The sequence below is a fragment of the Streptomyces sp. NPDC005004 genome, from assembly GCF_053600675.1.
In genome coordinates, this window is record NZ_JBSGAH010000007.1 from 299,845 (window position 1) to 311,797 (window position 11,953).

Here is an 11,953-nt window from a genome sequence, read left to right on the forward strand (position 1 = left end):
GCCCATTCATCCGCCCGCCCGGGTGGTGCTCAGCGGCGTTTGGGCACCGGTACGCGCTGGAGGTCCCGGGCCACGGTCAGCTCCCCGGTGAAGCCCGCCGCGCGGGCCTGGCGCTCGAAGGCTTCGGGGTCGGAGTACCGCTGGCTGAAGTGGGTGAGGACGAGGTGCCGCACGCCCGCGTCCCGGGCCACGGCCGCGGCCTGCCCTGCGGTCAAGTGACCGTATTCCTCGGCCAGTCGTGCGTCCTCGTCCAGGAAGGTGGACTCGATGACGAGCAGGTCGCAGCCCTCGGCCAGCGCGTGGACGCCGTCGCACAGCCGGGTGTCCATGACGAACGCGAATCGCTGTCCGCGCCGGATCTCGCTGACCTCCTCCAGCGTCACCCCGCGAAGCGAGCCCTCGCGCTGGACACGGCCCACGTCCGGGCCAGCGATGCCGTGCGCGGCGAGCCGGTCGGGCAGCATCCGCACGGCGTCGGGCTCGGTCAGGCGGTAGCCGTAGGACTCGACGGGGTGGGAGAGGCGGCGGGCCTCCAGCGTGTAGCCGGGGGTCCGCGCCAGGATGCCGTCGGCGTCGGCGGGTGCCTCGGTGAGGGCGACGGTCTCGCGGTAGGCGGTGGCGTACCGCAGCCGGTCGAAGAAGCGCTGCCCGGAGCGCGGGTAGTGCGCGGTGATCTCGTGGGGCACCCGGTCGAGGTTGATCCGCTGGATCACCCCGGCGAGTCCCAGGCTGTGGTCGCCGTGGAAGTGGGTGACGCAGATCCGGTTCAGGTCGTGCGCGGCGACCCCGGCGCGCAGCATCTGCCGCTGGGTGCCCTCGCCGGGGTCGAACAGGATGCCCTCGCCGTCCCAGCGGAGCAGATAGCCGTTGTGGTTGCGGTGCCGGGTCGGGACCTGGCTGGCGGTGCCGAGGACGACGAGTTCGCGTACGGACATCTCTTTTACCCGGGGGGCCATTCGAGGCCGCGGCCGCCGAGGACGTGCGCGTGGGCGTGCCAGACGGTCTGCCCTGCGCCGGCGCCGGTGTTGAACACCGTGCGGTAGCTCTCGAGCTTTTCCTCGTCGGCGATGTTCTGCGTCTCGGCGAGCACGTCCGCGGCGAGCTGCGGGGCCTCGGCCGCGAGGGTGGCGGCGTTCTTGTAGTGCGCCTTGGGGATCACCAGGATGTGCGTCGGCGCCTGGGGGTTGATGTCCCGGAACGCGAGGGTGGTGTCCGTCTCGCGGACCACGGTCGCGGGGATCTGGCCTGCGACGATCTTGCAGAAGAGGCAGTCCTCTTGGGGTTCCCCAGCCATTTCGCTGCGCTCGCTTTCGCCGGTTCGGTGGTCTTCGGGCATCGTAATCGGTTCGGTGCGGGTGCGTTGGGGCTGGTCACGCAGTTCCCCGCGCCCCTTGGGTTGGCAGGGTGCGGGTGTTTTCGCGGTGCCCCACGTGCCCTCAGGTGGGCAGGCCCGGAGGAGTCTTCGCCGGCTGCCGCTCCAGCGCCTCCAGTGCCAGCCTTATCGCCTCGTCCAACTGGGTGTCCCTGCCCGCCGCGTAGTCCTGGGGCTTCTGGACGACCTCCACGTCGGGGTCCACGCCGTGGTTCTCGACGCCCCAGCCGTAGCCCTCCAGCCAGAAGGCGTACTTCGGCTGGGTGATCAGGGTGCCGTCGACCAGGCGGTAGCGGCTGTCGATGCCGATGACGCCGCCCCAGGTGCGGGTGCCGACGACGGGGCCGATGTCCAGGGCGCGGATGGCGGCGTTGACGATGTCGCCGTCGGAGCCGGAGAACTCGTTGGCGACGGCGACGACCGGGCCGCGCGGGGCGTCCTGGGGGTAGCTCTCGGGTCGCATACCGCGCGGGAGGTCCCAGCCGACGACGCGGCGGGCCAGCTTCTCGACGACCAGTTGGGAGGTGTGGCCGCCGCGGTTCTCGCGGACGTCCACGATCAGGCCCTCGCGGGCGACCTCGACGCGCAGGTCGCGGTGGATCTGCGCCCAGCCGGGGGCCTGCATGTCCGGGACGTGGAGGTAGCCGAGGCGGCCGCCGGACTTCTCGTGGACGTAGGCGCGCCGGTCCGCGACCCAGGCGTGGTAGCGCAGCGGCTCCTCGTCGGCGACGGGGACGACGACGGCGTGCCGGGGTTCGCCGCCGCCCGCCGGGGAGACCGTCAGCTCGACGGGCTTGCCCGCGGTGCCGGTGAGCAGCGGGGCGGGGCCGGTGACCGGGTCGACGGGGCGGCCGCCGACGGCCACGAGCGCGTCGCCGGGGCGCACGGCGACGCCGGGCGCGGCGAGCGGGGAGCGGGCCTCGGGGTCGGAGGTCTCGGAGGGCAGGATGCGGTCCACCCGCCAACTGCCGTCCTCGTGGCGGGAGATGTCGGCGCCGAGCAGACCCTGGCGGGGGCCGCCGCCGTAGCCGCCGCCGGGGGTGACGTAGGCGTGCGAGGTGCCGAGTTCGCCGTGCACCTCCCACAGGAGGTCGACCAGGTCGTCGTGGGTGGCGAGGCGGTCGAGGACCGGGCGGTAGCGGTCGAGCACGCCGTCCCAGTCGGTGCCGCCCATGTCGGGGCGCCAGAAGTTGTCCCGCATGATCCGGCCGGTCTCTTCGTACATCTGCCGCCACTCGGCGACCGGGTCGACGGTGTGCCGGATGCGGCCGAGGTCCACGACGATGTGGGAGTCGCCGTCCTCGTCGTCGGAGGCGCGCCGGTCGGCGGGTACGACGCGCAGGCGGCCGTCGCTCCACAACAGGACCCGCTTGCCGTCGCCGCTGACCCGGAAGTGGTCGGCGTCGGCGGCCAGGTGTTCCAGGCGCTGCTGGGCGAGGTCGTAGCGCTCCAGCTCGGTCTTGGGGTCGGGGGCGTCGGGCGTGGCGCGGGCGGCGCCGAGGACTCCCCGCACCGGATGGCGCAGCCAGAGGACGCCGTCGCGGGCGGCGCGCAGGTTGGTGTAGCTGGCGGCCTCGACCGGGAAGGGCACGATGCGGTCCGCGAGCCCGTCGAGGTCGATCCGGGTGACCGGGGCGCCCTCGCTCTCCGGGGTCTCGTCCTTGTCGGGGGTGCCGAAGGGGCGCCCGTGGCGCTGCGGTCCGAAGGGGGACGGCGTGGTGGCGGCGAGGGTGATCAGGTGCGGGCGGACGCTGTCGACGAAGGCCAGGTCGAAGACGTGCCGGTCGTAGACGGGGTCGAAGGAGCGGCTGGAGAGGAAAGCGAGGTGCTTGCCGTCCAGGGTGAAGGCGGGCGCGTAGTCCTGGAAGCGCAGCGGGGTCGCCTCGGTGACCGTGAGGTCGGTGGTGCCGGCGATGCGGATCTGGGAGAGCGGGCGGGGGCCGGGGTGGGCCCAGGCGAGCCAGCCGGAGTCGGGCGAGAAGGCGAGGCCGTGCACGTCGCCGTGCTCGCTGCGGTCGACCTCGCGGACCTCGCCGGTCTCCCGCTCGACCAGCAGCAGCCGTCCGTCGTGCGAGGCGACGGCGGCCCGGCTGCCGTCGGGGGACATGGCGAGCGCCAGGACACGGCCGAGCCGTCCCGCCGCGATCCGGCGGGGTACGGCGCCGGGGGCTAGGCCGGTGGCCGGGGCGAACTCCAGGGCGTCCTCGCCCTCGGCGTCGGTCACCCAGACCACCCACTCCTCGCCGTCGGCGCGGAAGGTGCGCGGCAGCCGGGCGCGGACGCCTGGCTCGGCGGCCAGGGCACGGGCGGGGCCGCCCCGGTGGGTGACCCAGTGGACGGTGCCGCGCACGGCCACGGCGCTGCCGCGTCCGGTGTGGTCCGGGGAGGCGGAGCCGAACCAGCGGGCGGTGCTGACCTGGTGGGGCTGGAGGTCGACGCGGGCGCCGCCGAGGCGGATGTCCAGGCGGCGGGGTTCGGCGCCGTCGAGGTCGTCCAGGATCCAGAGTTCACCGGCGCTGGACCAGATCACCCGGGTGCCGTCGGTGGCGGCCTGGCGGGCGTAGAAGCCGGCGAGCGGGGTGTGGCGGCGCAGGTCGGTGCCGTCGGCGAGGGAGGAGTAGAGGGCGCCGGTGCCTTCGTGGTCGGAGAGGAAGGCGATGCGGTCCCCGACCCACAGGGGGCTTTCGAGGTTGCCGTCGAGGTCCTCGTGGAGGCGGACGAACTCGCCGTCGCCCTCGCGGTCGATCCACAACTTGCCTGCCGTGCCGCCCCGGTAGCGCTTCCACCAGGCGGCCTCGCGGCCCATGGGCGCGGAGAGCAGGACGGTGTGCGGGCCGTACGCGATGTCACCGACCGGGCCGTACGGCAGGGTGGTGGCGGGACCGCCGTCCAGCGGGACGGCGCGGGCCCAGGTGCGGCGGAGGCTGGCCTGGCCCTGGGTGCTGACCGCGAGGACCTCTCCGCCGGGGGTCCAGCCGAGCACCTGGGTCTTCCAACTTCCCCAGTAGGTCAGGCGCTTGGCGGATCCGCCGTCGACCGGGGCGATGTGCACCTCGGGGGCGCCGTCGCGGGTCGAGGTCCAGGCGAGGGTGGTGCCGTCGGGGGATATGCGGGGGTGGTTCACCGGCACGTTGTCCGCGCTCACCCGCCAGGCGCGGCCGCCGTCGAGCGGGGCCACCCAGACGTCGTCCTCGGCGGTGAAGGTCACCAAGTCGCCGCGCAGGTGCGGGAATCGGAGATACCCAGAGGTCGTCGTGGTCTTCGTGTCTGCCGTGAGGTCCTTGCCAGCGCCCTGAGTCACGCGGTCACCTTACGCGCGGTCCGGCGTCGTGGCGCCGGATTTGGATCACTTGCCTTCGACGGGCCAGCAGGTCGGATCGCCCTTGCACCACAGGGTCCGGGTGACGGTGACCGTCACGGTGGGCCGGGGCTGTCCCGGCGGGCGATAGGTGGCGGGCGGGGTGTAGGCGGAGCTGGGTTCCGCGTCGCAGTCGCCGAGTCCGCTGACCCGGAAGACCCGGCGACCGTCGACGGTGGCGGTCAAGTGGCCGCGCACACACGCTCCGTTGACCGCGCGGGTCACCTCACCGGTGACGGCTATCTTCTTGCCGTCCTTGGTGCGGCCCTGGCAGTCGACGCTGACGACGGTGGCCGTGGAGGGCGAACTCGACCTGGCCGGAGTGGCGCTGTCGCCCTGTTGCCCGACGCAGGTCAGCCAACTCACGTCCACGTGGCGACGGTTCAGCTCGGCGGTCGCGGTGGAGTCGGTGGTGTAGGCGACGGTCGCGGACCCGAGATCGGTCGGCTGACACGCGGTCATCGCACCGATCCCCAGTGCCGCGAGCCCGCTCACGGCCAGCAGCCGTCCACAACGGCGCCGATCCCACCTCGAAGCCCCCATGCCTCCCAGCGTGCCACCGACTCCCACCCCGCGGAAGGCCGCCTCCGGCCAGTCACCCGAACGTGCGGCGCACGCCCGGCAGCCCGTGCGCGGCGTGCGCTGCCTTCCCGGGATGCGCGGCGAACGCAGGGTGCGGCGGCTGGTCCTTCCGGACGGCACCGCCTACCGGTGGACCGTCGTCACCGGCACGCGCCGGAGACCGGGTGCCGGGAGGTGCTGACCCTCGGCCGGGACGGCGCCGTGCTGCGGATCGTCTTCCGGGACGGCCCGGGGCGGGTGCTGGGCACCGGGGCGGCCTACGCCCACTCCGGGCTGGTGTGCGACGAGCAGGGCCGCCGGGCGAACCTCCACCGGCCCGCCGTCGTACGGGCGTTCGTGGACGAGGTGCGCCGCCGCGGGTCCACGGGCGGAGAGCTGGACGGCTGGGAACTCCTGCCCGTCGTCACGCTCGGTCTCGAAGCGGCAGCCACTCCTGAAGCTCCACCAGGTTCCCCTCCGGGTCCTTGAGGTGGGCCACGCGTATGCGGTCGGTCATCGGGACCGGCCCGTGCAGGATCTCGGCCCCGCGCCCGGAGACCTCGGCGCAGTACGCGTCGAGGTCGTCCACGCGCAGCACGATCAGTGAGCGGTGACCGGCGGCGGTGTCGCCCAGTTCGTCCAGGACCCCGGCCATGCCCGCGCGGTCCTGGAGCGCGATCCCGGCCGAGCCCGCGTGGGGGCTGAACTTCTCGTAGGGCCCGTTCCGCGCGCCCGACTGGGGCCGCAGGCCGAGGACGTCGGCGTAGAAGCGGTAGCAGGCGGGGAAGTCGGTGACCAGCAGCCGTACCTGGCTCAGTTCCACTAGTGGCTCCGGTGTCAGGACCAGCGGCCGGTGCGTCCCAGCAGGAGGGCGGCGGCGGCCGTTCCGGCGGTGGAGGTGCGCAGGACTGACGGGCCGAGGACGCAGGCGCGGGCGCCGGCCTCCTCGAAGAGCGCCAACTCGTCGCGGGAGACGCCGCCCTCGGGTCCGACGACGAGCACGATGTCGCCCGTCGCGGGGAGGTCGACGGTGGCCAGCGGCACGCTCTCGTGCTCGAAGTCCGAGTGCAGCACGGCGGCGAAGTCGGCCTCCGCGAGCAGCGCGGCGACCTGCTTGGTGGAGGCGGCGTCGGCGACCTCGGGGAAGCGGACCCGGCGGGACTGCTTGCCCGCCTCGCGCGCGGTGGAGCGCCACTTGCCGAGCGCCTTCAGACCCCGGTCGCCCTTCCACTGGGTGATGCAGCGGGCCGCCTGCCAGGGCACGACCCGGTCGACGCCGACCTCGGTCATGGTCTCGACGGCGAGTTCACCCCGGTCGCCCTTGGGCAGCGCCTGCACGACGGTGATGCGCGGGGCGGGCTCGGGCTCCTCCACGACGGCGCCGAGCCGGACGAGCAGCCGGTCCTTGCCCTCGGTGCCGGTCACCTCGGCCACGGCGTGGCGTCCGGCGCCGTCGGTGAGGACGACCTCCTCGCCCGCCTGGAGCCGCTTCACGGAGACGGCGTGCCGTCCCTCGGGGCCGTCCAGGACGAACGGTCCGCCCTCCGGGCCGAAGTCCTCCACCACGAACACGGGAGCGGTCATCCCGCGCCACCTCCGTCAGCCGACTCTGTTGTCGCAGCGCGCAGTTCGGCGGCCAGTACCTCCACCAGCCGCCCGGCCGGCAGCGCGCGGGCCAGCCGGTGTCCTTGTCCCGCCCACAGCGCCATGCCCTGCGCGTCCCCCGTCCCGGTGGCGGCCCGGCGCAGCGGGGCGGTCAGGTGGTGCACCGCCGGGTAGGCGGCGGGCGCGTCCGCGCCGTGTTCGCGCAGGAAGCGGTTGACCAGGGCCCGCGCGGGGCGTCCGGTGAAGGCGCGGGTGGGCTCGGTGTCCGGGAAGGCGGGGTCGGTCAGCGCCCGCTTGTGGGGGTCGGGGGCGCCGGACTCGGGGGTGGCGAGGAAGGCCGTACCGAGCTGGGCGGCACTGGCGCCGGCCGCGAGCACGGCGGCGATCTGCGCGCCGCGCATGAGCCCGCCCGCCGCGACGACCGGCAGGTCCACGGCCTCGGTGACCTGTGCGAGCAGCGCGAGGAGCCCGAGCCCGGTGCGGTCGCGGGCGGGGTCGTCCCGGTGGGTGCCCTGGTGGCCGCCCGCCTCGATGCCCTGCGCGATGACGGCGGCGGCCCCGGCGCGCTCGACCGCGCGGGCCTCCTCGGCGGTGGTGGCGGTGACCAGCGTGACGGTCCCGGCGCGGCGCAGCGCGTCCAGCGCCTCGGGCTCCGGCACGCCGAAGTGGAAGGAGACGACGGGCACCGGGTCGGCGAGGAGCAGGGCCAGTTTGGCGTCGTAGGCGTCGTCGACCGGGCCGTAGGGGTCGCCGGTCGCGGTGCCGTAGCGCTCGCTCTCCCCGGCGAGGCCGCGGGCGTACGCCTCGACGGCGGCGGGGTCGGCGGTCTGCCGCTGGGGCAGGAAGAGGTTGACGCCGAAGGGGCGGCTCGTCAGGCCGCGCAGCCGCTCGATGTCGGCGCGCAGCGCGTCCAGGGCGCGGTAGCCCCCGGCGAGGAAGCCGAGGCCGCCCGCCTCGCAGACGGCGGCGGCCAGTTCCGGCGTGGAGACGCCGCCCGCCATGGGTGCCTGCACGATCGGAAGCGTGAGGAGATCGGCGAGGGTGCGGGGCATGTCCGCATCGTGTCACGTCCGCCGCGCGAGTCCGAATCGGACCCGGCGCCCCTGCCGCGGAAACGGAAGGAGGGGGGTGCCGGGCACCCCCCTCCTTCTGCCGGCGCTCTCGGTCAGCGGCCGTTGAACGCGTCCTTCAGCCGGGAGAACAGACCCTGCTGGCCGGGCTGGAACTGGCCCGTGGGCCGCTCCTCGCCGCGCAGCTTGGCCAGTTCGCGCAGCAGCCGCTCCTGCTCGGGGTCGAGCTTGGTCGGCGTGGTCACCTCGACGTGGACGATCAGGTCACCCCGGCCGCCGCCGCGCAGATGCGTGACGCCCCGGTTGTGCAGCGGGATCGACTGGCCGGACTGGGTGCCGGGCCGGATGTCGACCTCCTCCATGCCGTCCAGCGTCTCCAGCGGCACCTTGGTGCCGAGGGCCGCGGCGGTCATCGGGATGGTGACCGTGCAGTGCAGGTCGTCGCCGCGCCGCTGGAAGGTCGAGTGCGGCAGCTCGTGGATCTCGACGTACAGGTCACCGGCGGGGCCGCCGCCGGGGCCGACCTCGCCCTCGCCCGCGAGCTGGATGCGGGTGCCGTTGTCGACACCGGCGGGGATCTTGACCGTCAGGGTGCGCCGGGAGCGGACCCGGCCGTCGCCCGCGCACTCGGGGCACGGGGTCGGGACCACGGTGCCGAAGCCCTGGCACTGGGGGCAGGGCCGCGAGGTCATGACCTGGCCCAGGAAGGACCGGGTGACCTGGGAGACCTCGCCGCGGCCGCGGCACATGTCACAGGTCTGCGCGGTGGTGCCGGGGGCGGCGCCCTCGCCGTTGCAGGTGTTGCAGACGACCGCGGTGTCGACCTGGATGTCCTTGGTCGTGCCGAAGGCCGCCTCGTCCAGCTCGACCTCGATCCGGATCATGGCGTCCTGGCCACGGCGCGTGCGCGAGCGCGGACCGCGCTGCGACGCCGTGCCGAAGAACGCGTCCATGATGTCGGAGAAGTTGCCGAAGCCACCGGCTCCGAAGCCGCCCGCGCCGCCACCGGCGCCGCCGGCCTGCGAGAGCGGGTCGCCGCCGAGGTCGTAGACCTGCTTCTTCTGCGGGTCCGACAACACCTCGTAGGCGGCGTTGATCTCCTTGAACCGCTCCTGGGTCTTCGGATCCGGATTGACGTCCGGGTGCAGCTCGCGCGCGAGCCTGCGGAACGCCTTCTTGATCTCATCCTGCGACGCGTCGCGGCGCACGCCGAGAACGGCGTAGTAATCCGTGGCCACTTACGACTCCGCCAGGATCTGTCCGACGTACCGTGCCACTGCGCGTACCGCTCCCATCGTTCCCGGGTAGTCCATGCGGGTCGGTCCGACCACGCCGAGCTTGGCAACCGCCTCGCCGCCCGAACCGTAGCCGACCGACACGACGGACGTGGAGTTGAGTCCTTCGTGGGCGTTCTCGTGCCCGATACGCACGGTGACGCCCGGATCTTTGGCCTCGCCGAGGAGCTTGAGCAGCACGACCTGCTCCTCAAGTGCCTCCAGGACGGGCCGGATCACCAGGGGGAAGTCGTGTCCGAAACGGGTGAGATTGGCGGTGCCGCCGATCATCAGCCGTTCCTCGTTCTCCTCGACCAGTGTCTCCAGCAGTGTGGAGAGCACTGTGGAGACGGTACCGCGATCGTCGGCCTCGAACGCATCGGGGAGGTCCTCGACCAGTCGCGGCACGTCGCTGAACCGGCGTCCGGCGACCCGGCTGTTGAGCCGGGCGCGCAGATCGGCGAGCGAGGATTCGCCGAACGGCGCCGGGCAGTCGACCATCCGCTGCTCGACCCGGCCGGTGTCCGTGATCAGCACCAGCATCACGCGCGCGGGGGCGAGCGAGAGCAGTTCCACGTGCCGCACGGTCGAGCGGGTCAGCGAGGGGTACTGCACGACGGCGACCTGCCGGGTCAGCTGCGCGAGCAGCCGGACCGTGCGGGCCACCACGTCGTCCAGGTCGACGGCGCCGTCCAGGAAGTTCTGGATCGCGCGCCGCTCGGGCGCGGACATCGGCTTGACGCCCGCGAGCTTGTCGACGAAGAGGCGGTACCCCTTGTCGGTGGGGATGCGCCCCGCGCTGGTGTGCGGCTGGGCGATGAACCCCTCGTCCTCCAGGGCGGCCATGTCGTTGCGCACGGTGGCCGGGGAGACGCCGAGGTTGTGCCGCTCGGTGAGCGCCTTCGACCCGACGGGCTCCTCGGTGCCCACGTAGTCCTGGACGATGGCGCGCAGCACCTGAAGCCTGCGTTCACTCAGCATTCGGCGCGCACCTCCATCTTGTCGCCCTGCGGCACTCGACCTGCTCCCTGGCACTCTGCTGGGGCGAGTGCCAGACTTCCCCCGCCCAGTGTACGGCCGTGGGGTACCGCCCGGGCAAGGTCAGCGGTACTGCGCCGGCTTCTTGCCGATAGCGTCCCGGTATGAGCGTGACTTGGGAAGACCTGGGGTGGGAGCGGCTTGGCGAGGGTGTCGGACGGTGCCGGCTGCCGGGCTGGGACTGTACGGCGGGGCTGGTGGTGGGCTCGGGTGCGGCGCTCCTCGTGGAGGCGGGGTCGAGCCTCGCGGAGGGTGCCCGCCTCGAGACGGCGGTGCGGGAGCTGACCGGCCACGATGTGACCCATCTCGCGCTGACCCACCCACATTTCGATCACGTGCTGGGCGCGGCCGCGTTCGCGGCGGCGGAGACGTACGCGGCGGTGGGCATGGACGCGGTGCTGGCGCACGAGGCCGGGGAGCTGCGGCACGACGCGATCACCCAGGGTCTGCCGGTCGCGGAGGCGAACGAGGCGGTCGCCACGCTGCCGGTGCCGCTCCACCCCGTCTCGGGCGAGCTGACGCTCGACCTCGGCGGCGGCCGTCAGGTGCTCCTCGCCAACGTCGGTCCGGGCCACACCGCGCACGATCTCGCGGTCCTGGTGCCCGGCTCGCCGGAGGTCGTCTTCTGCGGCGACCTGGTCGAGGAGTCCGGCGAACCCCAGGCGGGCCCGGACGCCGTACCCGCCCGCTGGCCCGCCGCCCTGGACCGGCTGCTCGCCCTCGGCGGCGAGGACGCGCTGTACGTGCCCGGTCACGGAGCGGTGGTCGACGCGCACTTCGTTCGGCGCCAACGCGACGCCCTGGCAGCCCGTTTCGGCGTGTCGTGACAGGGGCGGTACGGGTTCTCCTATCGTCATGGGAATGCGCGAGTACTCCCCCGATCTGACCGCCCCCTGGAAGAAGCCGCAGCCGGTGCCGCAGGTCGCGGCCGAGCCGGGTCTGGTGGTGGAGGAGCCCGGCACCGGGTTCTGCGGAGCGGTGATCCGCTGCGAAGCGGGCACGGTGACGCTGGAGGACCGCTTCGGCAAGCACCGGGTGTTCCCGCTGGAGCCGCGCGGCTTCCTCCTCGAAGGGCGCGCGGTGACCCTCGTACGCCCCTCCGCCGCCCCCGCACGCCCCACCCGCACCGCCTCCGGCTCCGTGGCCGTCCCGGGCGCCCGCGCCCGCGTGGCCCGCGCCGGGCGCATCTACGTCGAGGGCCGCCACGACGCCGAACTGGTCGAGAAGGTCTGGGGCGACGACCTGCGCGTCGAGGGCGTGGTGGTGGAGTACCTGGAGGGCGTGGACGACCTGCCTGCCGTCGTCGCGGAGTTCTCCCCCGGCCCGGACGCCCGCCTGGGCGTCCTGGTGGACCACCTGGTCCCCGGCACGAAGGAGTGGCGCATCGCCCAGTCGGTGACCAGCGAGCACGCCCTGGTGGTCGGCCACCCCTACATCGACATCTGGGAGGCGGTGAAGCCCTCCGCCCTCGGCATCTCCGCCTGGCCCCGGGTGCCCCGCGGCCAGGACTGGAAGACGGGGGTGTGCCGCGCGCTGGGCTGGCCGTCGGAGAACACCGGGGCGGTGTGGCAGGCGATCCTGGCGAAGGTGACGTCCTACAAGGACCTGGAGCCGGAGCTGCTGGGACGGGTCGAGGAACTGATCGACTTCGTCACGGACGGCGGCGGGGCCTGAC

At 73.6% G+C, this 11,953-nt stretch carries 12 protein-coding genes; 3 read left to right on the forward strand and 9 right to left on the reverse strand.

The window, feature by feature from the left end; genetic code table 11:
- Window positions 1-29: 29 nt before the first annotated feature.
- From ACWEEU_RS12785 to ACWEEU_RS12800, 4 genes are all read right to left on the reverse strand, one after another.
- Window positions 30-935, reverse strand: coding sequence for a ribonuclease Z (locus tag ACWEEU_RS12785; RefSeq protein ID WP_385744189.1), 906 nt, complete (start codon window positions 933-935; stop codon window positions 30-32).
- 5 nt (window positions 936-940) lie between these two features.
- Entirely contained in the window at window positions 941-1,294 is a 354-nt protein-coding gene (locus ACWEEU_RS12790; RefSeq protein ID WP_385744187.1) for a histidine triad nucleotide-binding protein, read from the reverse strand.
- A gap of 142 nt (window positions 1,295-1,436) precedes the next feature.
- Window positions 1,437-4,583: a S41 family peptidase gene (locus ACWEEU_RS12795; protein WP_385744238.1), complete on the reverse strand. Its 3,147-nt coding sequence runs from the start codon at window positions 4,581-4,583 to the stop codon at window positions 1,437-1,439.
- 135 nt (window positions 4,584-4,718) lie between these two features.
- Window positions 4,719-5,192 (reverse strand): hypothetical protein, encoded by a 474-nt coding sequence (locus tag ACWEEU_RS12800; protein WP_451731515.1) that lies wholly within the window; start codon window positions 5,190-5,192, stop codon window positions 4,719-4,721.
- A 249-nt stretch (window positions 5,193-5,441) separates the two neighbouring features.
- On the opposite strand from ACWEEU_RS12800, the gene ACWEEU_RS12805 reads away from it, so the two are divergent.
- Window positions 5,442-5,780, forward strand: a complete 339-nt coding sequence (locus ACWEEU_RS12805; RefSeq protein WP_451731518.1) for a hypothetical protein — start codon at window positions 5,442-5,444, stop codon at window positions 5,778-5,780.
- Here the strand turns inward: ACWEEU_RS12805 and ACWEEU_RS12810 are convergent.
- The 5 genes from ACWEEU_RS12810 to hrcA form a co-directional block, all read right to left on the reverse strand.
- On the reverse strand, window positions 5,716-6,114 hold the full coding sequence (locus ACWEEU_RS12810; RefSeq protein WP_385744181.1) for a VOC family protein: 399 nt from the start codon (window positions 6,112-6,114) through the stop codon (window positions 5,716-5,718). The genes ACWEEU_RS12805 and ACWEEU_RS12810 overlap by 65 nt on opposite strands.
- Window positions 6,115-6,128: 14 nt before the next feature.
- On the reverse strand, window positions 6,129-6,875 hold the full coding sequence (locus ACWEEU_RS12815; protein WP_451731521.1) for a 16S rRNA (uracil(1498)-N(3))-methyltransferase: 747 nt from the start codon (window positions 6,873-6,875) through the stop codon (window positions 6,129-6,131).
- Entirely contained in the window at window positions 6,872-7,948 is a 1,077-nt protein-coding gene (locus tag ACWEEU_RS12820; protein ID WP_451731524.1) for a nitronate monooxygenase, read from the reverse strand. The genes ACWEEU_RS12815 and ACWEEU_RS12820 overlap by 4 nt, the downstream gene beginning before the upstream one ends.
- Before the next feature lie 113 nt (window positions 7,949-8,061).
- Window positions 8,062-9,204: a molecular chaperone DnaJ gene (gene dnaJ / locus ACWEEU_RS12825; protein WP_199583761.1), complete on the reverse strand. Its 1,143-nt coding sequence runs from the start codon at window positions 9,202-9,204 to the stop codon at window positions 8,062-8,064.
- On the reverse strand, window positions 9,205-10,221 hold the full coding sequence (gene hrcA / locus ACWEEU_RS12830) for a heat-inducible transcriptional repressor HrcA (protein WP_199583762.1): 1,017 nt from the start codon (window positions 10,219-10,221) through the stop codon (window positions 9,205-9,207). It abuts the gene before it with no gap.
- Window positions 10,222-10,382: 161 nt separating this feature from the next.
- On the opposite strand from hrcA, the gene ACWEEU_RS12835 reads away from it, so the two are divergent.
- Window positions 10,383-11,105 carry an MBL fold metallo-hydrolase gene (locus tag ACWEEU_RS12835; RefSeq protein WP_385744174.1) on the forward strand — a complete coding sequence of 241 codons (723 nt, stop codon included), beginning with the start codon at window positions 10,383-10,385 and terminating at the stop codon, window positions 11,103-11,105.
- A gap of 34 nt (window positions 11,106-11,139) precedes the next feature.
- The gene (locus ACWEEU_RS12840) at window positions 11,140-11,952 is read left to right on the forward strand and encodes a DUF3097 domain-containing protein (protein ID WP_385744172.1); all 813 of its coding nucleotides are present in this window, start codon (window positions 11,140-11,142) and stop codon (window positions 11,950-11,952) included.
- Window position 11,953 lies beyond the last annotated feature (1 nt).